At 72.8% G+C, this 24,037-nt stretch carries 26 protein-coding genes and 1 pseudogene; 20 read left to right on the top strand and 7 right to left on the bottom strand.

Features of this window, described 5'->3' with window-relative positions:
- Positions 1–67: 67 nt before the first annotated feature.
- The 5 genes and pseudogenes from AA75_RS16930 to AA75_RS47540 form a co-directional block, all read right to left on the bottom strand.
- Positions 68–1,234 carry a DUF317 domain-containing protein gene (locus AA75_RS16930; RefSeq protein WP_082526588.1) on the bottom strand — a complete coding sequence of 389 codons (1,167 nt, stop codon included), beginning with the start codon at positions 1,232–1,234 and terminating at the stop codon, positions 68–70.
- 236 nt (positions 1,235–1,470) lie between these two features.
- On the bottom strand, positions 1,471–2,079 hold the full coding sequence (locus AA75_RS45675; RefSeq protein ID WP_149030354.1) for a DUF317 domain-containing protein: 609 nt from the start codon (positions 2,077–2,079) through the stop codon (positions 1,471–1,473).
- The gene (locus AA75_RS53710; RefSeq protein ID WP_149030353.1) at positions 1,986–3,245 is read right to left on the bottom strand and encodes a DUF317 domain-containing protein; all 1,260 of its coding nucleotides are present in this window, start codon (positions 3,243–3,245) and stop codon (positions 1,986–1,988) included. The genes AA75_RS45675 and AA75_RS53710 overlap by 94 nt, the downstream gene beginning before the upstream one ends.
- Positions 3,246–3,357: 112 nt before the next feature.
- Complete coding sequence (locus tag AA75_RS16920; protein WP_051740825.1) at positions 3,358–4,131, bottom strand: DNA methyltransferase; 774 nt, start codon at positions 4,129–4,131, stop codon at positions 3,358–3,360.
- A gap of 1,027 nt (positions 4,132–5,158) precedes the next feature.
- Positions 5,159–5,262 (bottom strand): annotated as a pseudogene (locus tag AA75_RS47540).
- Positions 5,263–5,280: 18 nt separating this feature from the next.
- Between AA75_RS47540 and AA75_RS47535 the strand changes: the two are divergent.
- From AA75_RS47535 to AA75_RS16865, 11 genes are all read left to right on the top strand, one after another.
- Positions 5,281–6,012 carry a C40 family peptidase gene (locus tag AA75_RS47535; RefSeq protein ID WP_158515515.1) on the top strand — a complete coding sequence of 244 codons (732 nt, stop codon included), beginning with the start codon at positions 5,281–5,283 and terminating at the stop codon, positions 6,010–6,012.
- A gap of 97 nt (positions 6,013–6,109) precedes the next feature.
- The gene (locus AA75_RS16910; protein WP_033820884.1) at positions 6,110–6,433 is read left to right on the top strand and encodes a DUF6112 family protein; all 324 of its coding nucleotides are present in this window, start codon (positions 6,110–6,112) and stop codon (positions 6,431–6,433) included.
- Positions 6,433–7,131, top strand: a complete 699-nt coding sequence (locus tag AA75_RS16905; RefSeq protein ID WP_033820883.1) for a hypothetical protein — start codon at positions 6,433–6,435, stop codon at positions 7,129–7,131. Before AA75_RS16910 ends, AA75_RS16905 begins: the two co-directional genes overlap by 1 nt.
- Positions 7,132–7,169: 38 nt before the next feature.
- A complete protein-coding gene (locus tag AA75_RS16900) occupies positions 7,170–8,606 on the top strand; it encodes a conjugal transfer protein TrbL family protein (RefSeq protein ID WP_033820882.1) in 1,437 nt (478 codons plus the stop codon).
- Between the two features lie 66 nt (positions 8,607–8,672).
- A complete protein-coding gene (locus AA75_RS16895) occupies positions 8,673–10,130 on the top strand; it encodes an SCO6880 family protein (RefSeq protein WP_033820881.1) in 1,458 nt (485 codons plus the stop codon).
- Positions 10,131–10,142: 12 nt separating this feature from the next.
- Positions 10,143–10,586 carry a DUF6238 family protein gene (locus tag AA75_RS16890; protein ID WP_033820880.1) on the top strand — a complete coding sequence of 148 codons (444 nt, stop codon included), beginning with the start codon at positions 10,143–10,145 and terminating at the stop codon, positions 10,584–10,586.
- A gap of 251 nt (positions 10,587–10,837) precedes the next feature.
- On the top strand, positions 10,838–12,109 hold the full coding sequence (locus tag AA75_RS16885; RefSeq protein WP_233289047.1) for an ATP-binding protein: 1,272 nt from the start codon (positions 10,838–10,840) through the stop codon (positions 12,107–12,109).
- Positions 12,110–12,494: 385 nt separating this feature from the next.
- Complete coding sequence (locus AA75_RS16880) at positions 12,495–13,139, top strand: hypothetical protein (protein ID WP_033820879.1); 645 nt, start codon at positions 12,495–12,497, stop codon at positions 13,137–13,139.
- Positions 13,140–13,187: 48 nt separating this feature from the next.
- Positions 13,188–13,601 (top strand): hypothetical protein, encoded by a 414-nt coding sequence (locus tag AA75_RS16875; protein ID WP_033820878.1) that lies wholly within the window; start codon positions 13,188–13,190, stop codon positions 13,599–13,601.
- A gap of 11 nt (positions 13,602–13,612) precedes the next feature.
- Positions 13,613–14,374 carry a hypothetical protein gene (locus AA75_RS16870; RefSeq protein WP_033820877.1) on the top strand — a complete coding sequence of 254 codons (762 nt, stop codon included), beginning with the start codon at positions 13,613–13,615 and terminating at the stop codon, positions 14,372–14,374.
- 26 nt (positions 14,375–14,400) lie between these two features.
- Entirely contained in the window at positions 14,401–14,814 is a 414-nt protein-coding gene (locus tag AA75_RS16865; protein ID WP_033820876.1) for a hypothetical protein, read from the top strand.
- A gap of 104 nt (positions 14,815–14,918) precedes the next feature.
- Here AA75_RS16865 and AA75_RS16860 read toward each other — a convergent pair whose 3' ends face one another.
- Positions 14,919–15,299 (bottom strand): hypothetical protein, encoded by a 381-nt coding sequence (locus AA75_RS16860; RefSeq protein ID WP_055731247.1) that lies wholly within the window; start codon positions 15,297–15,299, stop codon positions 14,919–14,921.
- 15 nt (positions 15,300–15,314) lie between these two features.
- Between AA75_RS16860 and AA75_RS16855 the strand changes: the two genes are divergently transcribed.
- Complete coding sequence (locus AA75_RS16855) at positions 15,315–16,022, top strand: hypothetical protein (protein ID WP_033820874.1); 708 nt, start codon at positions 15,315–15,317, stop codon at positions 16,020–16,022.
- 94 nt (positions 16,023–16,116) lie between these two features.
- Here AA75_RS16855 and AA75_RS51425 read toward each other — a convergent pair whose 3' ends face one another.
- Positions 16,117–16,308, bottom strand: a complete 192-nt coding sequence (locus tag AA75_RS51425) for a hypothetical protein (protein ID WP_149030352.1) — start codon at positions 16,306–16,308, stop codon at positions 16,117–16,119.
- Positions 16,309–16,731: 423 nt separating this feature from the next.
- Here AA75_RS51425 and AA75_RS51980 point away from each other — a divergent pair, with 423 nt between their 5' ends.
- From AA75_RS51980 to AA75_RS16810, 8 genes are all read left to right on the top strand, one after another.
- Complete coding sequence (locus tag AA75_RS51980) at positions 16,732–16,989, top strand: hypothetical protein (protein ID WP_233289046.1); 258 nt, start codon at positions 16,732–16,734, stop codon at positions 16,987–16,989.
- Positions 16,990–17,157: 168 nt separating this feature from the next.
- Positions 17,158–17,748: a hypothetical protein gene (locus tag AA75_RS16840; protein WP_033820871.1), complete on the top strand. Its 591-nt coding sequence runs from the start codon at positions 17,158–17,160 to the stop codon at positions 17,746–17,748.
- 12 nt (positions 17,749–17,760) lie between these two features.
- Positions 17,761–18,216: a hypothetical protein gene (locus AA75_RS16835; protein WP_033820870.1), complete on the top strand. Its 456-nt coding sequence runs from the start codon at positions 17,761–17,763 to the stop codon at positions 18,214–18,216.
- A gap of 19 nt (positions 18,217–18,235) precedes the next feature.
- Positions 18,236–19,039, top strand: a complete 804-nt coding sequence (locus AA75_RS16830; protein ID WP_033820869.1) for a DUF317 domain-containing protein — start codon at positions 18,236–18,238, stop codon at positions 19,037–19,039.
- Between the two features lie 256 nt (positions 19,040–19,295).
- Positions 19,296–19,790: a hypothetical protein gene (locus AA75_RS16825; RefSeq protein ID WP_033820868.1), complete on the top strand. Its 495-nt coding sequence runs from the start codon at positions 19,296–19,298 to the stop codon at positions 19,788–19,790.
- 164 nt (positions 19,791–19,954) lie between these two features.
- Positions 19,955–21,721, top strand: a complete 1,767-nt coding sequence (locus AA75_RS16820) for a type IV secretory system conjugative DNA transfer family protein (RefSeq protein ID WP_033820916.1) — start codon at positions 19,955–19,957, stop codon at positions 21,719–21,721.
- On the top strand, positions 21,718–22,620 hold the full coding sequence (locus AA75_RS16815) for a hypothetical protein (protein WP_233289045.1): 903 nt from the start codon (positions 21,718–21,720) through the stop codon (positions 22,618–22,620). Before AA75_RS16820 ends, AA75_RS16815 begins: the two co-directional genes overlap by 4 nt.
- Positions 22,621–22,887: 267 nt before the next feature.
- On the top strand, positions 22,888–24,037 hold a 1,150-nt coding region (locus tag AA75_RS16810), incomplete at its 3' end, for a DnaB-like helicase N-terminal domain-containing protein (protein ID WP_149038188.1).

Raw genomic sequence — 24,037 nt, 5'->3', positions numbered from 1 at the left:
GTGTTGAGGGCGGTGGTGGTCAGGCCGTGCTCCCTGATGAATCTGCGCCGTGGCGGTGGTGGTCGGTTCAGCGGACTCGGCGGGTGCCAGCTGGCTGGGGCGGGGCGGGCGTAGGAGTCGCGAACACCGTGGTGTTCGTGGAGTCCGAGGAGGTGCGGCGGGCTGCGCTGGCGCGACCCGCCGCCAGGGTCCGGTCGGGTTGCACGGTGGTGATGTCGAGGTGGGGAAGGTGTTCGTCGGCGAGGCTGTGCCGGGGGCGCTCCACTGGGGTGGGGTCCAGCAGTGCGCCGGTGACGGCGGCGAGCAGCGGGGACGGGATGCTGGAGTCCATCTCGATGTACCAGCCTGCCCGGGGCCCGAGGTTGAGCCTGCCTCCGTTGATGTGCCAGTCGTCCCGGCGGAAGGCGTGGTGGGCGGCGGGAAGAGAGCGTGACACGCGGGCGAGCCCGTGGATGGGCTCGACGTAGATGATGTCGTCGGGGAGGTGGGGCAGCCGTCGCCATCCGGCGGCTGCCAGCTGGTCCAGGGCGGCAGTGGGCGGTGGGAGCGCGCGGCGCGGATCACGTGGGCCGGGGAGTTGGGTGACGGCGGTGGTCAGCGCCGCGATGATCTCGGGCGGCGTCTTCGCGTCGGCCGCTGCACGCCACGCCGGGGGGCCGCCGGCGTGGTGCAGCCCGGTGACGGTCCAGGCCCAGATGGCGGATTCCGGGGTGGCGACGACGTGATGGAGAGCGGACGGGCTGGTGTAGGTCGTCGTCGACCGGTCGGTGCGCACGCTCCAGCCGTGCTCCAGCAGGGGTGCGGTCGCCAGTTCCCGGGGGCCGGCGGGACCGGCGAGGTAGAGCGGGCTGACCAGCACCGGGGATGGGTCCTGGACGGACTTGCGGGTCGGTCCCGCGGTGTCAGCGCGGGGGAGGGCCGGTGCGACGCGGTGCCGACCCGGCACACCGGGCGGCGCGTCGGTGTAGAGGTCCAGGTACCGGTCGATGGCGTCTTGCAGGAGTTCGGGGGTGAGTTCTCCGAAGCGGTGCATCCGATCGAGGTCATCGATGCGGTGAACGAAGCCGGGGTTGGGGACGGTGGCGTGGGTGTCGAAGTCGAAGCGGTTCGAGCCCAGTTCGGCGCCGGTCTCCCGCACGACGGCTCGGATTCGGATTCCGTTGAAGGTGTCGTCGCGGATGCCTGCGTGAGCGAGCTCGGCGGTGACGAGCACTCCGCCTCGGCGTGCGATCATCTGCCGGCCGGTCGCGGTGCCGTCGGCCAGCGGTGCGAGGGCGGTGAGTACGGTGGCGTGGGTGGGTTTCAGGATTTCTCGCAGGGGGCGCAGGAACTGGGGTGCGCCGCTGTGGGCGGCTGGAGGAATGGCCCGGCCGCTGGTGGGGGCGGGCGCGGTCGGCGTCGCTGTCGAAGGGGCCGGTGCTCCTCGTGGTCGTCGATCTAGTGCTCAGGAACGCGTGCCGTTGGAGGTGCTCAGCGGGTCGGCTGCCGGAACTGGTCCGGTGGGGTGGTGGCGATGGCCGAGTGGCCGGCGGCCGGGGCTGGCGGCGAGAGGACGACGCGGGTGCGGGCGGCCAGGGCCCGCGCGGACGGGCCGGATGCTGCCTTGGGGGCGAGGGGGCGGACGTCGAGGTACAGCAGGTGCTCGGAGGTGAGGTCACGGCCGAGGCGGGCCACCGGCGCCGGGTCGGCCATCGCGGCCGTGACGGCTTCCAGGAGCGGGGCCGGGATGTTCTCCGACATCTCGATGGTCCAGCCCTCGACTTCGCCCGGACCGAGCTTGCCGCCGCTGATCTGCCAGGCGCGGCTCTCCCCGACGAACATCTGCCCGGCGGGGGCGGTGCAGCGGTAGACGCTGGCCATCTCGGCGGTCGGGGTGACCGGTGTGGTGCGGGTGCGGGCTGCTGCGGATCGCGGCGAGCGGTCGGTGTCGAGGCGGCCGACGGCGTGGTCGGCGGCCTCCCGGCCGGAGGCGACGATCTCGGCCGTCAGCCGGAGCGCTTCACCGGCGTCTCCGCCGACGCGGTGGTGGATGGCCCAGCCGCCGGCCGCGCGCAGGGCCCGGGCGCTGCGTTCCAGCACGCCGCCCTCGCCGGTGATGACGCCGGCCACCCTGCGTGCCTCGGCCGGGTCGGTGGTGTGCAGCAGGTGGGTGGTGACCTCGTCGATGCGCTCGGCCAGCTGTTCCGCGGCGTTGCTCGGTAGGCGGTCTCCGGTGACGGCGATGAAGGGTGGTGCTGCTGGGCGGCTGCCGAGGGGTGGGGTCGAGGGTGACGTCGTACCCGGCGGTGGCGAGGAGGAGGGCCGCGTCGGTGGCGATCTCGTTTCTCCTCGTAGTGCTGGTGGCCGGTGGGCAGGGTGTAGTGGTTCGGGCTGCCGGGGGTGGGTGCGAAGCCGGTCGTGCCGACGAGGAAGGCGGTGTGCTCGTCCCCGCCGCTCGCCACGATCGCGCCCTCGTCGGTGCGTCGGATGGTGACCGCGTTCGGGTCGGGCCGGCCGGGGCCGGCGGGTCCGGGCTCGGCTGGCAAGCCTTCGCGGGCGGACTGCTGCCCCGTCCCGGGTGGGAGGTGGCGGCGGGGGCACGGTTCGAGGTGGACCTGGGTGCGGTTGGCGGCGGGGATTTGGAGGCGCTGGCGGAGCGCCGGCAGGGGGTTGACGACCTCGTCGAGCGCGGCGCTGATGAGGGCGTTGGGGGTGTGGCCGGTGAAGGCGGCGTGCCAGCGATCGCTGGGGTATCCGCGGGGGCCGCCCCAGACGGTGACGGTCGGCCCGATCCCGCGGATGTCGCCGATGTTGTGGTTGACGGCGATGCCGGCGGTGTCGTCGGGGCGGGTGTAGCTGTAGACGCCGGGGACGGGGGCGGTCTCCCGCTGCCACGGGTCGGCGGCGGCTTCCAGGTCAGCCGCGATGGTGTTGTCCAGCGACCGGCGCCCCCACAGCAGTTCGTCGCGCACCGCTTCGGAGGTCGCGGTCAGGGCGTGGGAGAGTCGCTCGGCCACCGCGGTCACGACCTCGACCGGTGTGCGGGTGCAGAAGGTGGCGTTCCAGGTCCGCTCGCCGACGGGCGAGGCGTACGCGGCGATGTTCCAGCGGGGCCCGGTGGTGGTGTCGTGGTCGAGTTCGATCGCGGCGAGGAGGGACTCGTGCAGGGCGACGGTGGTGTCCTGCCCCGGGCTGTAGCGGCCCCAGGTGGGGGATGTTTCGAGGAAGTGGGCAAGGGCTGCCTCGGCGTCGCCTGGTCCGGCCAAGTGGCCTGGTGCGACCACCACTTCGAGGTCGGGGGCGGGGGTGCTCAGGGAGTCTCCTTCGGGCTCGGGCGGGGCCGGGCCGCCCCGGTGGGGGCGGCCCGGCTGTCGGTGATCAGGCTTCGGCCTGTTCCTCGTCCGCGGCCTCGGGGTCGGTCGTGCCCTCGGCGATCTGCCGCTCGGTCTCCGCGAGACGCTGCTCGGCGATGCCGGCGTAGTGCGGGGTGACCTCGACGCCGACGAAGTTCCGGCCCTCCAGCAGGGCGGCGACTCCGGTGCTGCCGCTGCCCGCGCAGATGTCGAGCACCGTGCCGCCCGGGCGGCAGATCTTGACCAGTTCCCGCATCACCGAGACGGGCTTTTGGGTGATGTGGACGCGGCCCGCCCGCGGCTGGGATGCGGTGTACAGGCCGGGCAGGTAAACCGGGTGGGCGTCGCCGTCGATCGGGCCCTTGCTCCCCCACAGCACGAATTCACAATGCTGAGTGAAACGGCCCTTTTGCGGCCTGGCGGCGGGCTTGTACCAGGCGAGTGCGCCGCGCCAGATCCAGCCGCCGGCCTGCAGCGCGTCGCTCGTGGCAGCCAACTGACGCCAATCGGTGAAAACGAGGGCGACGCCGCCGGTCTTGGTCGCACGGTAGGACTCGGCCAGGAGCTGGGACAACCAATACGTGTAACTCCGCTGGTCCTTGTTCTCGCCGGGGAAATCGGCGAGGGAGTGGGCGGCGTCGTTCGAGGTGTACTTCGCCCGGGCCGTTCGGCCGGTCCGCTCCTGGGCGGTGCGTCCGCCCGAGTTGTAGGGCGGATCGGTGATGACGGCGTCGATGGAGTTCGAGGGGATCGCGGCGAGCCGGGTGAGGGCGTCGCCCTGGTGGATTTCGTAGGGCAAGGGGCGGACTGACCTCCTGGTCGGGGATGGGGGGCAGCAGCGGCAACCGGCGTTGCGACCTGGCCTTTCGGCTGGTGAACGGAGGCCAGCGAGGCGGCTCCGGAACGCTCGGCCTGCGGCTGCGTCAGGAACCTAGCCCAGAGAGGGCTCGCAACCTAAAACGCACCCCCGACCACCCCTGCGAAGATCGTTTTAGGTTGCGAGTCGCACTGCGCCTATCGTCTGCCACGCCCCCGGAGAGCGACCGGCCCGGATATCCCGTTTTAGGTTCCGAGCCAGTCTGGTTCTACGGTGGGGCACCCCGGAGGAACACCGGCTTATGCCTGACCGACGACCAGCAGCCCGTTTTTGGTCGCGAGTCGAGAAGGCATTAGCGTCCTCCGGGCCTGCCGACGGGTTATCCCGGACCGCAGGGCCCACGCCGTTTTAGGTTGCGAGCCCTCGATTCGATACCTTCGGCCACCGCAAGCGAATTCCACCCCACCCATTCCAGGGGACACCCATGCCTTTTTCGAGATTACGAGCGCGGCTTGCTGCCGCTCTCGCCGGCCCGCTCGCCCGCACCCGGGTGGAGCGGGCCCCACCCCGCACCCGGCCACACGATCCGACAGGAGCCCCCGCCTTGCTCGCCCTCACCGCACGGATGCGGATGCCCAATCCCCGCCCGCCGGACCCTCACTCCGTCCCGGCCGGAGGTGACGATCGGGGGGCGCGATGAGCTGGCAGAAGTGGGTCGGCGGCGGTCTCGCCAGCCTCCTCCTGGCGCCGTTCGCCATCGCCTTCCCCGCCCTGGCGGTCAGCGCCAACGACTCCACCAAGTCCGACACCTGCACACCCAGCCCCGGTCCACAGCCTGTGGACAGCGCGGCGGTCGCCGCCCAGGTCAAGAAGATCCTGGACGGCGCGACCGGGCAGGTCGGCCCGGTCGCCGGGCTGGACAACCCGGCCGTGCAGATCCCCTTCGCGAAGACGATCACGGCGACGGGCATCTCGATGAACGTGTCCGCCCGCGGGCAGGTCATCGCCCTGGCGACCGCGCTGCAGGAGTCGAACCTGCGCAACTTGTCATACGGGGACAGGGATTCGCTCGGCCTCTTCCAGCAGCGCCCGTCGCAGGGCTGGGGCACGGCCGAGCAGATCCAGGACCCGGTGTACGCCTCGACCAAGTTCTACAAGGCGCTGCTGGAGGTTCCCGGCTGGGAGCAGCTGCCGCTCACCGTGGCGGCGCAGAAGGTGCAGCGGTCCGGATTCCCGGATGCCTACGCCAAGTGGGAGCCGCTGGCGACCGCTCTCCAGCAGGCCATCTCCCAGGTGTTGTCGAGGAGTTCGACTCCCGCGCCCACTCCTTCGCCGGGCGCGACCCCGTCGCCCACTCCCTCCGCACCGGCCACACCGAGCGGTTGCGGCACCGGAGGCGACGACGGAACCAACTGGGGCGTCATCCCGCCCGGTGTCCTGCCGGCCGGGTACCAGATCCCGACCGATGTCCCGCCTGCCGTGCAGAACGCCATCAAGTTCGCCCTCGGTCAGCTGGGCACGCCCTACCAGTGGGGCGGCACCTGCACCGACGCGCACGGCCAGGACCCCATGGGCCGGTGCGACTGCTCGTCCCTAACGCAGCAGGCGTACAAGGCCGGTGGCATCTCCATCGAACGCCGGACCTACGAGCAGGTCCACAACGGCACCGGCGTGAGCGTCGACGCCATCCGCCCGGGCGACCTGCTGTACACCCGGCCCGGCCCGGACGGGCCGGAGCACGTGGGTATGGCGATTGGCCAGGGCCTCGTGGTGCACGCCCCCAAGACGGGCGACGTGGTCAAGATCGCCACGCTCGCGTCGTGGAAGGCGGACATCATCGCCGCCCGCCGCATCGCCCCGTGACGGCAACTTCCGTCCCTCTCAGCGCACTTCGCGCACTTCTCCCCTTCCCGCGCGGCTCGGCCGCGCATCTTCCTGCCCCTCTAGCCGTGGAGTGTGATTGCTCACCTACCTCGCCGACGCCGCAACGAAGGCCCAGCAGCTGGCCTACGATCCCGGCATCTCGCCGTCCGAGGGCGGCCTGCCCGGCCTGTCCGTCCTGAAGTCCACCGTCGGCTCGATCAACCTCTTCGCGATCATCGCGGTCGTCGGTGCGCTCTGCGTCAGTGGCATCGTCTGGGCCTGGGGCCACCACACCGGATCGCACGGCAGCGAGCAGAAGGGGAAGCAAGGCGCCCTCGTCGCGGCCGGCTGTGCCCTCCTGCTGGGCGCCGCGAACGGGATCGTCAGCTTCTTCTCGACGGTTGGGACCAGCGTCCACTGATGCCGAAGTCCTCGCCGTTCACCGGCCAGTCCACCCTGCTGCGCCGGCTGCTGATCGGCCTGGGCGTGCTCGTGGTCGTCGCCCTGCTGGCCGGGCTCACCGCCCGGCTGGCGGGCGGCGGCCACCGCACCCCGAGCGCCGCCAACTCCCCCTCCAGCCCTTCTACTTCCGCGACTTCGACAGCTTCGCCGCACGGACCGAGTCCCGCCCCCTCGGTCGGGGCGACACCGGGTGTGTCGGTCGTGGCCGCTCCACCGCACACCAGCGACCCGATCGCGTACGCGAAGGCGTTCGCCAGCGCGCTGTGGAGCTACGACACCCGCACCGCGACCCAGCCCCAGCAGCTGGCCGGACTCCGCGGTTGGCTGACCGACGAGACCCAGTACGCCGACCCGGACGCCCTCGCCGCCCAGCTGCCGGACCCGACCCTGTGGAGCCGGATGCGCGACAACGGCCAGCACGCCGTCGGCGAGGCCGCCGAGGCCCACCTGCCCGCCGCGTGGCAGCAGGCCATCGGCAAGGACCCGACGCAGCTGACCGTCGCCTACATCTACGCCGTCACCGTCACCGGCAAGCAGACCGTCAGCTGGCTCGACGGCGGCCGGGGCGCCGAGGACCGCGCCATCACCCTGGCCGTCCAGTGCCGGCCGGGCCGCGACTGCGCGCTGGCCTCCATCGCCACCACCGTCTACCCCTGACCTACACCACCGGTCCCCAACGTAGGAGTTGATCGCCCATCGGTTTCTGTGATCTACCCGGATCCGGCCTGCTCTGCGATGTCATCGTCGGTGGCGTCAGCGATTCTGTCACCGACTCCATCGGCAACTGGGTCGCGAAGTCCGCCGGCGACCTCGCCAAGAGCGCGGTCGACCTCGCCTCCCGTGCCGTCGACAAGACGACCTCGGTCGACCTGGGTGCGGAGTGGTTCCGCACCAACTACGCGACGATCCTGCCGATCGCGCTGGTGATGTTGGTGATGACCTTCATCTTCCAGCTGATCCGCGCCGCGTGGAGGCGGGATGGCCAGGCGCTCGGCCAGGCCGTCACCGGAACCGTCTCGGCGACCCTGTTCGCGATGACGGCGATCACCTTCACCGGCGTCTCGCTGGTCATCGTCGACGCCCTCAGCCGGGGGCTGTTCCAGATCGCCAACTCGAGCATGGACGACGCGGTCAGGCGGCTGGTGAAGGTGTCGATGATCACCGTCACGACGCCGCTCGGCTGGGCGATCCCGGCGCTGGTGGCGCTCGGCTGCGCGGCCGGGGCGATCCTCTACTGGGGCGCGATGGTCCTGCGCAAGGTCACGATCCTCGTGCTCGTCGTGCTTGCACCCTTCGCGGCGGCCGGCGGCGCCTGGGAGCCCACCCGCGACTGGCGCCGGAAGTGGATCGAGGCCACCGCCACGGTCGTGTTCAGTAAGTTGATCATGACGATCATCATGCTCGTCGGCGTCTCCGCGCTCGGCCAGACCGACACCAAGGACGGCATCCAGGCCCTGTCGGACATCATCGCCGGCCTCGTCGTCATGGCCCTGGTCTTGCTCAGCCCCATGGCGATCTACAAGTTCGTCCACTGGGCAGGCGACGGCGGACAGGCCCACGACCTGCACCGCAGCACCGCCACCGGCCTGCAGGTCGGCGCCGCCACCGCCCAGAAGGGCGCCCGGATGGCCGCGACCGCGGGTGCCGGCGGAGCGGGCGGAGCAGCGATGGGCGGAGCCGCCCCGCAGGGCCCGGCGCAGGTGCCCGGCCAGGACGCCCCAGCCGGTGGCGGCTCCGGCAACTCGGGCTCCGGCGAAGGCTCGTCGTCTCCGTCGCAGAGCACCTTCCGCTTCCCCGGCACCTCCTCCGGAGGCGGCGGCGACGCGGTCGGAAAGGCGCTGATCACCCGCCGCGCCCAGTCGGGTGGCGACCAGGGTCAGCCGCTGATCTCCCGGGCCCCCACCTCCGGCCAGTCCGCCGGGGGCGGCGCCAGCGAGGGGTCAACCGCCAAGCCCGCGAGTGCAGTTGCCGCTGCGGCCTCGGGCGGGTCCGCCACGCCGCAGGTCGTGATGAGTGCCGCTCGCGCCACCCGCAGCGGCGCCCAGGCTCCTGCCGCCCCGCCTGCGTCCGCCGCCGGCCCGGCTGCAGCGCCGAGCAGCCCCGTCGGCTCCTCCACGCCGCCGACCTCCTGACCAGCACCGGCCGGGGCCACCACCCGCCCCGGCCGGTACTCCCCGCTCTGACCGAAGGAGTCGCCCCTGTCGGCCGACCTTCCCACACCGACCGTCCGCTTCCCCAGCCGATCCCGACGGGGAGTCCTACTCGGCCTGACCGCCGCCCAGCTCACCGTCGTCGGCACCGCCGGCGCGATGCTCCTGGCCACCATGGTCGCCACCGGACTTGCCGGCGCCGCCCTCACCACCCCGCTCTGGGCCCTGGCCGCCGCCCTCGTCCTGATCCGCTTCCACAGCCGCTCCGTGGCAGATTGGGCCCCGATCCTCATCCGGTACTACCTGCGCCGCGCCAAGGGCCAGCTCGTCTGGCTCGCCCGGCCCGCCACCCGGCCCCGCCGCGACGGCCTGCTCCACCTGCCCGGCACCGACGCCAGCCTGCGCGCCGTCACCGCCCCCGGCGGCACGCTCGGCGCGATCCACAACCCGCAGAAGAACAGCCTCACCGCCGTCATCCGCGTCTCCAGCCGCGCGTTCGCGCTGCTGGACCCTTCCACCCAGGCCGGCAACGTCAACGCCTGGGGCCGGTGCCTGGCCTCGCTCGCCCGCACCGGCTACATCACCACCGTCCAGGTGATCGAGCGCACCGTCCCCGACAGCGGCGACGCCCTCGCCCGGTACTGGGCGGAGAACGGCCGCCCCGACGCCAAGGTCGCCGGCCCCGTCTACGAGGACCTCCTCGCCGCCGCGGGTCCGACCGCAGCACCGCACGAGGCGTACATCGCCATCAGCCTGGACCTCAAGGGCGCCCGCCGCCTGATCGGCGAGGCCGGCGGCGGCCTGACCGGTGCGTTCAGTGTCCTGTCCCAGCTCGTCCCGGGCTTCGAGCAGTCTCTGCGCAACGCGGGCCTCAACCCCCGCGGCTGGCTCAGCACCGGCGAGATCGCCGCCGTGATCCGCTCGGCCTACGACCCGAAGTCGCTCGCCAACCTGGAGCAGTGGTCGGAGACCGGCGAGGCCGTCGCCGATCCGGCCGCCGCCGGTCCCGTCGTGGTCGTCGAGGAACCCGGCCGCCTCACCACCGACACGGCCTGCCACGCGGTGTACTGGATCGAGCAGTGGCCGAGGTCCGAGGTCACCCACGGGTTCCTCCACCCGCTGGTCTTCGCCGGCGGCGCCCGCCGGACCCTCTCCCTCACCTACGGCCCGCAGGCGCTGGACGCCGCGCTCAAGGCGGTGCAGCGCACCAAGTCGAGCATCATCGCCGACGCCGCCGAGCGGGTCCGCAAGGGCCAGGTCGACTCCGAGGCCGACAGCATGGAGTACGCCGACGCCAAGCAGCACGAGCGCGAGCTGATCTCCGGCCACGCCGACGTCGACCTGACCGGCCTGGTAGTCGTCAGCGCCGACAACCCGGAGGAGCTGCGCCGCGCCTGTGCCTCGATCGAGACCGCCGCCGCCGGCACCGGGCTGGACCCGCGGCTCCTGCGCTGGCAGCAGGCCGAGGCATTCGCGCAGGCGGCCCTGCCGCTCGCCCGAACCTGACGGGAGGCAGCCGTGCACCACCCGCCCACCGGCGACCACCGCCTCCTGCGCTTCGCGACCGCGGGCGTCGACGTCCACCACCACACCGCCATCCCGGAGCAAGAACCCGTCTCCCGAGGCGAGTTGGACGCGCTCCACGCCCACTGCGTCGCCCTGTTCGCGCTGCTCGACACCCACACCGGCACCACCCGGCCGCTCGCCCCGGCCGAGGCCGGCCACCTCCACGCCGCCCGTATCCGGCTGTGGCAGACCTGCGATGCCCTCCACGACGCCTACCACCGCGCCCCGCGCGCCGACGGGCGCCGCCCCACCCGCGAGGCGTGCGCGCTGCGGCTGCCGGAGGGCGCCCCGGACATGGTGATCTGCCAGCGCCACAGCACCACCTCGGGCCGCGTCCGGGTGATCGCCACCCCCTCCGAGCTCCGCGGCACACCGACCACAACCCCTCGCGTCTGACAGGAGAAACGTTCCTGCGCTCCGCCAGTGCCACCCCCCTGTTCACCCCGACCCGCTCGGACCGCTCAGCACGCCGCCAGGCCAAGCGCGACCTCGCCGCCGCCCGACGCGCCGCCCGCCAGGCCGGCCGCCCCCAGCGCCCGAAGACCCGCCGCGAGGAGAACGCCGAACTCCTCCCCGCTTACCCCGCCGCCGGACGCCCCGGCCCCGCCTCCCTACGCGGCGGCCGACTGCGACTTCCCTCGCACCGCATGACCACCGCGACGGCCAGCGCGGCGTACCCCTTCCTCGCCGAGGGCGGCCTCGGGTCCGCTGGCGTCCTGATCGGCCGCGACGTCCACGCCGAGGCCAGCTTCGTGTTCGACCCCTTCGCCCTCTACGGGAAAGTTGAAAACTTTACAAACCCGAACACGCTGGTCGCAGGCGTGATCGGCCAGGGCAAGTCCGCACTGGCAAAGTCAATTGCCCTGCGCAGCACGGCATTTGGCTACCGCGTTTACGTTCCGTGCGACCCGAAGGGGGAGTGGACGTCCGTCGCGGAGGCGATCGGCGGGACCACCATCGCCCTCGGCCCCGGGCTCCCGGGACGGCTCAACCCCCTTGACGCTCCGGCCCCTCCGACGGGCGTCGACCTGGCGGACTGGGCGGGCGAGGTCCGCAAGCGCCGACTGCTGCTGCTCGGCTCGCTGGCCCGCACCGTGCTGCGGCGCGACCTGGCGCCGATGGAGTACACAGCGATGGACATCGCCCTGGACGCGGTGGTCGACCGCAGCGCGCGCACGGGCCAGGTCCCGCTGCTGGGCGACGTCGCGGCCGTCCTCGGGCAGGCCGCCGTCCTGGACGCCGCGCTCGGCGACCCGACCCGGCGGGTCGGCGCCGCCGCCCAGGACCTCGCCCACGCGCTTCGCCGGCTGGTCAACGGCGACCTCGCGGGGATGTTCGACGCGCCGTCGACCGCGGAGTTCGACCCGAAGAGCCCGATGCTGACGATCGACCTCTCCCGGCTCGGATCCTCCGGCGACGACACCGCGCTGACGCTCGCGATGACCTGCGCGTCCGCGTGGATGGAAGCGGCACTGAGCGACCCCAACGGCGGTCGCAGGTGGGTGATCTACGACGAGGCGTGGCGCGTCATGCGGCACGCGGCACTGCTGGAACGCATGCAGAGCCAGTGGAAGCTGAGCCGTGGACTGGGCATCGCGAACATGCTGATCATCCACCGCCTCAGCGACCTGCTGTCGGCCGGCGACGCCGGCTCCCGGACCCGGGCGCTCGCCGAGGGCCTGCTCACCGACTGCGCGACGCGCGTGATCTACCGGCAGGAGAGCGACCAGCTGGCCGCCACCGCCGGACTGCTCGGCCTCAGCGGCGTCGAGACTGCCGCCATTGCCGCCCTCGGCAAGGGCCGCGGCCTGTGGAAGGTGGCAGGGCGTTCGTTCGTTGTCCAACATCTTCTGCACCGTGCGGAGTTGGCCCTGTTCGACACCGACGCCCGGATGCACGCGGCCCCGGAAGCGGCATGATCACGCCCGACCGCCTGCGGGTGCTCCGCGTGGTGATCGACCCCGATGTGAACGAGCCCGGCAACGCCATCGTCGCACAGGCCAGCCTCGACGCGGGCGGAATCCTGCAACGCTCCGGGTTCCTTCCCAGGAGGGCCAGCACCTACGGCCACCCCTCCGGCCCCCGAGCAAGCCGACTACCGGCGCTCGGCTGGCCTCACCCGCGAGCAGCGGGGCCAGGCCACCGTCTCCCGGGGCTCGCCCACCGCTCCGCCCGTCGGCGCCGAGCCCAGCGGCACAATCCCAGCCGCTCCCGCCCGGTCCGGCCGCACCCACCACCGCTGACCGCCCAGGAGTCGTCATCCCTAACGTCACCATCGCCCACCTGCCCGACCGGCAGACCATCGTGGCCGACCCTCCCGACGGGCGCAGCGCGTACTGGCTGGAGCAGGCCGGGTTCGTCCGCGACGACGCCCTGCGGCTGCACCGCATCCGCCGGGACACGAGCGCCTCCACCGCCGAGCGGCAGATCCGCGACGCCCGGCGCCTGCTGGCCGCCGCCGACTACGGGATCACCCGGGTGTACAGCGCGGACGAGCAGCGCCTGCGCGCCAAGGCCCCGTCGCCACTGGGGACGTCGTCACCCCCAGGCCCGGCGCGGACGATCGGCGACCGCACCGTCTGGGTGCACCTGGTGAGCGAGGACGTCGCCGCCGGCCACCTGGTGATCCACGCGCACCACCAGGCGCCGGAGGGTTCGATCGAGCTGCTGGTCGACTATCCCGGCGCCGGTGAGGCGGCGGTGTTCTACACCGAGCCGGACAGCGGCCACTACGGCCCCAGCCGCCACCCCAGCCTCGCCGCCGCACGCGCGGAGTGGACCTCCTACGGGTACGCGGCCGAGGCTCCGGTGCCCGATGCCCCGCGGGCCGCCGCCGCCCGCCGGACTTCCCCCGTGGTGCTCGGCCGCCCGGGCGCACTCCCCGTGGGACCGCCTCGCCCGGTGATCAGTGCCGGACTCGCCGGGCCGGGCCTGGAGCCCCCCTTCTGACCTTCCCAGTTCGCCAACTCCGCTTCTATTCCTACCCCTTGGAGACGCATGTCGACCATGACGCTCACCCGCCAGGACGCCCGCCTGGAGGCCGCCCTCGGCCAGAGCATCACCGCCCTGATCGCCAACCAGGCGCGGGCCGACGCGAAGACCGCGCGGGTGCTCGACACGCACCGCGCGCTGGTGGCCGCCGAGACCGCGGTGTCCTTCCAGCGCGTGCGGCTGGTCAACGTCGCCACCGCCCAGCGGCGCGTGGACGACGCCGTCCTCGACGAGCTGGATGCGCAGTTCGAGAAGTTGGAGGAGGCGGCCGAGGAACGCGATGCGCTGGAGGCCGACCTGGTGCGGCTGCTCCAGGCTCGCGAGGAGGAGGTGAAGCGGAAGGCGGCCGAGGCCGCCCCGGCCACCGGCCCGGCGCCGGTTCCGGTGACGGCTTCTCCGACCTCGGCACGGCGCCGCTGATCGGGAGCCTGATGCCCACGACGACGGATCCCGGCACCACCGGCGGGCTGGTGGCGTTCGGCTGGGACTACGACCACGGCGAGTTCGTCGTGTTGAACGGCCAGGTGCCCCAGCCCGCCCGCGAAGCGATCTACCAGGCCGGATTCTCCAGGCGGGGTGATGCGCTGGACTGCTGGCACCAGCGCCGAAGCGTCGACCCGAACGAGCAGATCCGCAGGGCGGGGCGGCTCGTCGACCGACTGGTCGCAGCCCGGGTACCGGTCGTCAACTGGCACCGCCCCGAGCAGCGCAACGGCGATGTGGTCCAGCACTACCGGTGGCTACAGGACGAGGGCCCGTTCCCCGACGTCGGCCGCGTCGCGGAGACAGCCCAGGCAATCGTCTCCGCCGACCTGGCCGCCGACCGCCTGATCCCCACCGACCGGGAACTCGCCCACGAGGTGGTGTCCGGCGCCGTGGTCGTGGAGGCCATGCACGACTGGGACGACGGCGTCGGGTGGTGGCTGGCCCGCACTCCGGAAGGCGCCGACTCCCACGCCTACATGATCCTGCGGCACGACCCGCAACACCTCAACATCACGGACCACTACGCCAGTTGGTACGGGCCACAGGCTCGCCGCGACTTCCGGGCGACGCAGCTACGGGACACCACCCACCCGCCGGCCACCCGCGCCCAGGCCGCCCGTCCATCACGGCGGGCGCGGATGGCAGTCGCCCCCGCCATTGCGCCGCTGCCTCCCGGACCAGCCCCCCGTCGCTCCGCCTCCCGCTGACCGAGCCCTTCCTGGAGAACACCCGCTTGCCCCACCAGCAGACCGTCGGCGTCACCTTCCGCCGCCTGGCCTCCGCCGGCATCACCGTGACCACCGCCAGCCGCGCCCCGGCCGTGCTGGACGCCCTGACCGCCTCCGGGTTCCGCCTCGGTCTGGAGGACGCTCCGGAGCGCTACTCCCTGGCCGAGCACGACCCGATCTTCCAGTCCAGGGCGGCAGCCCAACTCGCAGCAGCCCTGAGGGACATGGGCGTTCCGATCACCTCCCGGCCAACGCCGTTGCCCGGCCTCGAAGGCGCCGCCGTCGCCGTCTCCCCATCGTCGGCGGCGCGCGTCGCCGCCGCCCGCACCGCGACCACGGCGCCCGGCTCCGCCGGAGCCGACCAGCCCCGGCCCGCTGTGCCCGTTCCCCCGCCGTCCGCACCGGCCGCCCGCCGCTGACCGCGTCCACCATCTGCCCCGAGGAGCAGCGCATCACCCCCGAGCACGTCTCCATCACCCGCGACCCGCAGTACGGCGTCGTCGCCGACGTCGGCCCCGACGCCTCACCGACCGCCCATACGCTGCTCGCCCGCGCGGGATTCCGCCAGCTCGCCGACGGACGGCACGCCCTCGACCGCAGCGAGCAGAACATCTTCCTGCACGCCCGGCAGACCGTCGCCGCCCTGCGCCGCGGCGGGGTCAAGGTCAGTGCGGACGCCGCCTTCGACTACAACGACGCGACGAATCCCGCCCTCGACAGCCCGGCCGTACGCGCCGCCGGTCCCGACGCCGTCGTCCAGGCCAGCGCCCCGGCTCCGCCCCGCAGCTTCGACGTCCACGTCGGACGCCACCCGAAGCTGGGCATCGTCGCCACCAACCCGCACAGCAACCAGACCGCCGCCTACGCGCTCGCCGAGGCCGGCTTCACCGGCACCGGCGGGCACCCGGGCCTCTACGTCATGGACGAGCCCGAGTTCGAGGGCGACAAGCGGGCCTCCACCGCCGTCGCCGCGCTGCGCGGCCAGGGGCTGCGGGTCGCCTCCGACCTGGCTTTCGAACCGCTCACTGGCCCGTACGAGTCCACCGACCCGTTCGCCACCCGGCTGATCGCAGAGATGAACCGGACCCCACCCCCGTCCGCCGCGCCGCTCGCCCAGGTCGCGCAGAACGACGACCCGTTCGAAACCCGCGTGTTCAAGGCGCCCGTCCTCGGGCCCGTCACCCCGACGGCACCGGACCCGTTCAACACGGTCGTCCACCCGCCGACCGGGCCGAGCCGGGACGACCAGCGCGCGGACGCCCTGCTGCACGACCGGGCCGCGCTGAGTGCCGAGATCGCCTCCCGGCTGCGGGCGATCGAGGACCAGGTCCGCACGGACCCGGGCAGCGTCGACCTGGCGCGGGTCGAGGCCGTGGTCGGCGAGGCCACCACCGTGCTCGCCGGCGCGGGCAGGGACCTCGCCGCCGTCGCGGCACGCCCCGCCGCCGTACCGGCCGCCCGCACAAGCGGCCCCGCCAGCCCCCGTGCCCGCGCCGCACTCGCCACCAGCGGCCGGCTCCGCTCCTCTGCCGCTCTGCACGCCACTGCTGCCGCGACCACCGCCGCGACCGTCCCGGCCGTCGACCCGCGGATCGCGTGGGCCGCCGGACACTCGAACTCCCGGTGAGCCGATGTCCTACACCGATGCCCTGAACCGCGCCCAGCTTGGCGATCACGACGCGAGCCTCGTCGGCTCGTGGGCGGTGCGCCGTCTGGGCCAGCTACTGCCGGAGCCCACCGAGGAGGTCGAGGTGGCCGACCTCCTGGGCCACCTCAGTCCTGTGATCCGCGAGCTCGAGGAAGTCCTGCAACTGGCAGCAGATTGGCTCGACCAGCCCGCTGCGCTCGGGCCCGCCGTACGCGCCGCCCGTCTCCTCGGGAGTCAGGTCGACCGCACCGCTCAGGCGCTGCACCACCGGAACGGGACCGAGCCGATCCCCCGCGCGGCCGTCGCCCGGCTGCAGTCCACGCGAACCCCGCGCCCCGGCCCGGCTAGAGCAGAGACGACTTCCCCAGTTCCCCCTTCCTCCCACCCGCGGCGAGCCCGCTGATCTGACCCAATCCCTGTCCCATCAAACCGAGTTCACAGGAGACCCAACATAGCTGTCCGAACCCGGTGGTCCGTCGAACACGACTGCGGCCACACCGTCGAGCATGACCTGTCCTCCCGCCCCGCCGACAAGCGCGCCTCCTACGCCCGCTGGCTCGCCACCCGCTCCTGCCGCGACTGCTGGCTCGCCGAGCGCAAGGAGGACACCGCCGAACGCGAGGCGTGGATCGCCGCCCGCCGCGCCGAGGAGCAGGAAGCCGCCACCGCGTGGGCCGCCCAGTTCGGCATGCCCCCGCTGGAGGGCCCCCAGCGGGCCATCGCCTGGGGCGAGCGCTGCCGGCACCAGCTGGTGACCACTGGCTACCAGGCCCTGGTGGTCGAGGGCGCGCTCACCGAGGAGGCGTGGCTGGCCGTCGAGGAGCAGCTGCGCACGCTGGACAAGGCCAGCTGGTGGATCGACCAGCGGGAGGCCGAGCCGGCCGACCTGCCCGAGCTGGCCGCCGCCGCCACCAGCGCGGACCGCGTCACGGAGAACCCGAACTGAGCGCCGGCCCCGCCGGCCCGTCCCGGATCGCGGCAGCCTCCTCCCTCGTCGTGCAGGTCCTGCGCGCCGAACAGGCCGCCTCCCGTCCGGGCAGCAGCACGCCCCCAGCCGCGGAGCCCGTGCTCGCCTCGGTCGGCCGGACGGTCGCACCGGCCCCGGGACGGTGACGTGCACCCCACCATCGCCCGGTACGCCTCCACCCGCGACCTGCTCGCCTCCGCCACGGCCGCCGCCGCCCAGCAGCAGAACCGCCTGCGTCTCATCGACGCCTGGCGTCCCGCCGCGGACCTCCCGGCCGACCAGATGGCGTTCGCCACGGAGCTGGCCGCGCACTTGCCGCCGCCGGCCGGGCCCGCCGAGGCACTGCGCACCAGGTTGGTGTGGCAGTGCACGCTGCGCACCGACCCTGACGCCGCAGGCCCCGCGGATCACCGCTTCCAGGAGACCGCCCGGCGCATCCTGGCCGCCACCGGCATCGCCTCCGAGGACGCCTCGGCGGCGTGCCGGTGGGCGCTGCTGCGCGTCGGCGACCACGAGGCCCGCCTCGTCGCGCCGCTCGCTCGACCGGACGGAACCATCGTGGACACCGGCCGCGACCGCTCCCTCGCCCTGGCCGTCTGCCAGCTCGCCGAGAGCCGCAGCACCGGCCTCACCCGTCCCCGCGCGGCAGCGGCCGGCATACCCGGCCGCCGGACAGGTCTTCTCCCCGCCCCCTCTCCCTTCGTCACCGCCGCGGCTCGATCCGGGCGGCGCCTGTAGAAAGCAGGACCGTTGACCGACGCCCGCACCACCGGGCCCCTCGATGTCGCCAACCAGGCCATCGCCCGTGCCGGCCGCGCGTTCTCCGAGATCGTCGAGATCGCTCCCTCGCTGACGGCCCACGAGGCCGCCGAGGTGCTGCTGGGCCTCACCCTGATGCCCGGCGCAGTTCATCAACTCGCGGGTGCCGTCACGGAGATCGGTCGCCAGGTCGCGCAGCAGTACGGCGACCGGCCTCCCCTGTGGGAGCCGCTGCTCACGGAGGCCACCGCCATCTCCGCCGCGGCCTTCCGCACGGCTGCCACCGCCGACGCCATCGCCGAGGCCGCGGACGAGACCACCCGCAGCCGGGCCGCCACCGCCCAGTCCCCGGCACTGCGGGCCGCCGGCACGACGGCGTCGGTCCACTTCGCCCCAGCCCTCGCCGTGCCGCCGCACTCCCGCATCGTCGAACCTCCCCACCGCTGACGCCCCGAGGACCCAAACGTTGACCACTTCACCCTCGGCCGCGCCCCAGGACGAGGTGCTCGTCCGCCCCCGCCACCTCGCCGGCCCCGGGCCCCTGCCGGTCCTGGCACCGCTGCTCCACCTCCACGAGTGGCCGTACCGATTCGACGAATCCCTGGCCCAGGTCATCGCCACCAGCCCGTGCCGGCGCATCGAGATCGCCATGGAAGCGCACCGGATCTTCCACCTCTACCGGGTCACCGTCCGCAAGCACCCGGCGGACCAAGTGCCCTACTGGCAGGCCACGTTCACCAAGGACACCCCCGGTGAGATCGTCGGTGCGTTCGTCCAGGCCGTCGCCGCCGACCGGTACACCATGCCGGAGGAGATCGTCGCCGAGCCGACCGCCTCGCCGACGACCGCCTGGCGCCCGCTGTTGAAGGCCGGCTGGCAGCTCCAGGACGACCCGCACTTCGTCCGTCTCGCGTCGCCGGACGGCACCACCAGCTTCAGGTACTCACCCACCTCGACCGACGACAAGTGCGGGGAGGGCGTGGGGGCCTGGATGGCACAAGCCTCATTCGGACCCGCCTGGAGCGACCAGTGGACCATCGTCCTCGGCCACGCAACGCCGGTGCGGTACGTGGCGATCCTAGCCTCCGCCGTCGCCGATCCCACGCCCGTGGCCCGCCGCCGCAGCACCCTGTCCGAGGCTGCGCTGCCGAAGTTGGCCACCCGGCCCGCCCAGCCCGCCGATCCCAACCGCCGGTTCACCGCCGTCGAGTACACGGGCGCCATGTTCAACCCCCGCCACCCCGGCCACGGCCACCCCCCACGGCGCTGACCAGGAAGTACTCCGCCTGTCCGACCCCACCCAGATTGTCTTCGCCCGCTTCCCCATCAGAGAGGGCTCCACCACCACCGGCAGCGCCTGGGCCCAGGCCACCGACCTGGCCAGCCGGACCCTCCTGGCCCGCGCGGGATTCTCCAACGAGGGTCTCAGCGCGATCTTCACCGCCGAGGACGCCGGGCACGGCGACGTCAACCAGCGCATCCGCCTCGCCGAGCAGCTCCTCACCGGGGCCGGATACGCCACCCGCGTGGTGCCCCCGCTGCCGATCCGCAGGATCGAGAACACCTTCGACGGGAGGGACTTGGCCTACCTGCAGTCCCGGCTGGTGCAGGCGACCGCCCAGGTCCACCGGGCCACCACAGCGGAGGCCATCACCGCGGTGGCGCTCGCGGTGATGGCCCCCGAGACCGGCCTGCTGGAGCGACTCACCGCGCTGCTGGACACCGCCTCCCAGCGGCTGGAGACCCTCACCGACCAGGACCTGCTGCCGGCTTCAGCCATGGCCTCAGCCCTTCAGGACGCGAGCGCCCAGCTCACCACCGCGGGCTACCGCGTCGCAGAAGCCCAACTGGTACGCCCGGACGAGACCGACGGTCAGGGGGCGGCTCCTGCCGCGCCCCGCGCCGCTGCCGCCCGCACCCGTACGGCCTCGCCCGCGCGTCCCGCTGCCCTGAACGGTGCCGCCCCCGCACCGGTCGCCTCCCGCGCACCCACGTCAGCCAAGGCTTCCGCCTCCCGCTGACCCCGCAGTCCCCGCCGGCTGACCACCCGCCGGCCACCGGGCCGATCACCCACGTCTCGGGCCTCTGTCCCGCCGTGATCGCCGCCCACTCCCCGCCCGCTCTGGGCCCCCTGCCGCCGCGCGCCCCTGCCCGGCAGGCCGAAACCCTGTCAAGGAACCCGCTCCTGCCCGCCTCCCCCAAATCCCCTTCCGCCAGCCCCGGTTCCGATGCCCTCCTCTACGCGCTCATCGGCGCGGGCATCGCCGTCGCCGTCTTCGGCACCTTCGCCTGGCTCGGCGGCAACGCCACCACCGCCGCGACCACCGACGGCACCCCGTGGGCCCCGTTCCAGCCGGTCGACGCCGCACTCCACCCCGACCGGGCCTTCCCGCACCTCAGCCCGCTCCTACTGCTGATCAGCACCCGCATCACCCCGGCGCTGCTGTCAATCGCGCTCACCGCCGCCGGCCTGCTGCTGTGGTCCAAGCACCGCCGCAAGCCGACCGGCCTCGCGGGCCGCAGCGAACTGGCACCGCTGCTGCCCGCCGAGATCACCGCCAAGGCCCGGGACCTGCGCCCCAGCCTCTCCAAGGCCAAGCCGCGCGAGATCGACCCCGACGACACCGGCATCCTGCTCGGCGACCTCGCCCCCACCGGACCCGAGGTCCGCTCCAACTGGGAAGACGTCGCGGTCGCCATCATGGCGCCGCGCTCCGGCAAGACGACCAGCATCGCCGTACCGGCGATCCTGCGCGCCCCCGGCCCCGTCCTGCTCACCTCGAACAAGGCGGCCCGCGACGCCTATACGGCGTGCTTGGAGGCCCGCTCCGAGGCCGGCCGGGTGTGGACGATGGATCCGCAGCAGATCGCCCACACCCCACAGGCGATGTGGTGGGACATCTTGGCCGACGCCAAGGACCTGCCGGGCGCGCGACGGCTCGCCGGCCACTTCGTCGCCGCGGCCGTCGACGAGTCGAGCCAGGGCGACTTCTGGTCCACCGCCGCCCAGAACACTTTGTGCGCATTGTTCTTGGCCGCGGGCTGCGACCACCGGCCGATCACGGACGTCCTCAAGTGGCTCGCCGTGCCGTCCGACCGCACCCCGGTCGACCTGCTGCGCGCGCACCAGATGACCGCCATCGCGGACCAGCTCCAGGGCACCGTCTCCGGCGCCGTCGAAACCCGCGACGGAATTTTCGAGACCGCCCGCCAATACGCGGCCTGCCTTCTCGACCCGCAGATCTCCAAGTGGGTCACGCCGAATCCGGACCTGCCCCAGTTCAAGCCGGAGGAGTTCGTCACCCGCAAGGACTCCCTGTTCCTGCTGTCCAAGGACGGCGGTGGCAGCGCCTCTGCTCTGATCGCGGCTGCGGCGGACTCGGTGATGCGCACGGCGGTCATCGAGGCCGAGCGCGCCGGAGGCCGTCTCGACCCACCGCTCCTCGCCATTCTGGACGAGGCCGCGAATGTGTGCAAAATCGGCGACCTGCCCGACCTGTATTCCCACCTTGGGTCTCGTGGCGTCATCCCGATCACCATTCTCCAGAGCTATCGCCAGGGCCAGAAAGTCTGGGGCGAGGCGGGCATGGACGCCATGTGGAGCGCGGCCACCATCAAACTCGTGGGCAGCGGAATCGACGACGCAGATTTCGCTGACAAACTGTCTCGCCTGGTCGGCGACCACGATGTGGAGACGGTTTCGCATTCCACGTCGGAATCCGGCCGGTCGACCTCGGTCAGCATGCGCCAGGAGCGCATTCTTCCGCCCGACCAGATCCGCGCCCTGAAAAAGGGGTCGGCGCTCCTTTTTGCGACCGGCCTGCGACCCGCGCTGCTGACCCTGCGCCCCTGGTACAAGGAGCCGGGCGCCGCCGAGGTCGGTGCGGCCAGCTCCCGGCAGACCGCTCTGATCACCGAGCGGGCGATGGCCAAGGCCGGTGGTGCCGAATGATTTACACCACCGAACCGGCCACTCGAATTCTGTCGCTCGGCGCTGGCGTACAATCCACAACGCTACTCCTTCTGTCGGCGCTGGGTGAGCTTCCGAAACTGGACTGCGCCGTTTTCTCGGATACCGGCTGGGAGCCGGCGAAGGTTTACCGGCACCTGGACAAGGTGGAGCGGAAGATCGCCCGGCCGGCCAACATACCGATCCTGCGGGTCTCGTCCGGAAACATCCGCAAGGACGCCCTCGACCCCGCTCGCAGGTTCGCGTCGATGCCGCTCTATATTCTCAATCAGGACGGCAGTCCGGGAATGACTCGGCGGCAATGTACTGGCGAGTATAAAATTAAGCCGATAAAGCGGCAGGTGCGGCAGATCCTAGGGTACCCGCATCCCGCCCGGGTGCCGAACGGCGTGTATGCCGAGCAGTGGATCGGTATCAGTACCGATGAATTCCACCGGGCCAAGGACTCCGACGTCCGGTACACTCGCCACACTTTCCCGCTGATCGAGCTCGGCTTGTCCCGCGCGGACTGCCTCAAGCTGCTTGCCGAGCACGGATGGGGTGCCACTCCGAAGTCGAGTTGCCTGGGTTGTCCATTTCACGGAAATGCCCAGTGGCGGGAAATTCGCGACACCTCTCCCGAGGAGTGGGCGGACGTCGTGGAGTTCGACGCAGCGATCCGGGCCGGCAATGCCCGCGCCAACGCCGATGGACGGCCGCTGCTCGGGCAGGCGTACCTGCACCGCTCGCGCCTGCCCCTCGACCAGGCGCCGGTCGACAAGCTCACCCGAGCTGAACTCCGGTCTCTGCAGACGCAGTTGGGCCTGGATGAGGACGAGCTGGAGGACGGGCCCGAGGGCGGCTGCTCCCCGTTCAGCTGCCGCGGCGAGGCGGTCGCGTGACCCGCTCTCACCAGGCCGGCGCCCGTCAGCACGTCCGCGCACCTGCACGGCACTCCCGCTGACCACCTCGACCACCCTTCTGTGCAACGGAGTTGACATCATTCGCAACGACCTGGCCTTCCTGCCGATCAGCCGCGCGGACGGTTGCTGGTACCTGGCAGTGGGCTCCGGCCGCCTCCGGATCCGCGACGAGGCCCTCGTCGAGGACCTGGACCGGCTGCGCGACCTGATGCTCCCCGCCCCTCTCCGCGAGGAGGTGGCGCCGCGGTGACACCGGTCAGCCGTGACATGAGCCCGCAGCTGGAGGCCGAGCAGGCGGTGCTCGGCGCGTGCCTGCTCGATCCGTCCCAGGTCGGGCTGCTGGCCGGGTGGCTGGAGCCCCGGCACTTCTACCGTCCGGCCCACGAGGGGTTCTTCGCGATCCTGCTCGCCCAGCACGCCGCCGGCCACCCGGCCCTCGCCCCGGATGCCGGGGACGACCAGAAGCAGGACTGGGCGCTGACCGCCATCGCCACCGCCACCTGCGAGGTCCCCGGCGTCACCGCCAGCTACGGCCACACCCTTGTCTCCACCTGCCCCCGGTCCGAGCACGCCGCCAGCTACGGCCGGATGGTGCTGGAGACCGCCGTCCGGAGGGCGCTCGAGGAACACGCCCACCGGCTGCTCGCCGCCGCCGAAAGCGAGTCGGTCGAGGCCACCGTCGAGCTGACCGGCGCCCTGCACGCCGTCATCCAACGGCTCGGCGACGCCTGGGGCACGATCGACCAGCGCTCCCGCCGCCCGCTGCCCACCCCGCCGTCGCCGGGGAACGCCTCCAAGACGATCGAGGCCGCCCTGCAGCACGAACGGGCGCTGCTCTCCAGCTTCCTCAGCACGCCCGGGCGGATCCCCGCAGTAGCTTCCTGGCTCACCGGCGAGGACTTCGTCGACCCCGGCCACCGCGCCGTCTACCTGGCCATGGCCGCGCTCGCGCACCGGCGCGAGCCGCTGGACGAACTGACGGTGCTGTGGGAAGTGCAGCGGCGCGGGGCGCTTGCCGCCGGCGTGATCTCCGTGGCCGGGGTCCGGGAAATCTGCTCGGACGGGATGCCCGGCGACCCGGATTACTGGGCGGAGCACGTCCTGCGCGCCGCCCTGCTGCGGGCCGCCGCCACCTCGGCCGGCATCGTCCGGGTGATGGCGCTGGACGCCTCCATCGCCGCCGGTCCGCTACTCGGCTCGGCGGTCCGGGCTCTGGCCCCCGCCGACCGCGTTCAGGACCGACTGCGCGCCGCGACCGCCACCCCCGCGGAGCGCGGAGGGCCGGTCGTTCTCGGCACCGCCCGGCGCAAGGGCGCTGCCCTGAGCCGCAGTCTCGCCCCGCCGGCCACCCCGCCCGCGCGTCCCGCCGACCGTGCGGGCGAGCCCGCCGCCCGCC

It is taken from the genome of Kitasatospora sp. MBT63 (assembly GCF_000710465.2).
Taxonomy (GTDB): Bacteria; Actinomycetota; Actinomycetes; order Streptomycetales; family Streptomycetaceae; genus Kitasatospora.
This window is presented reverse-complemented; position numbering and strand designations above follow the sequence as displayed.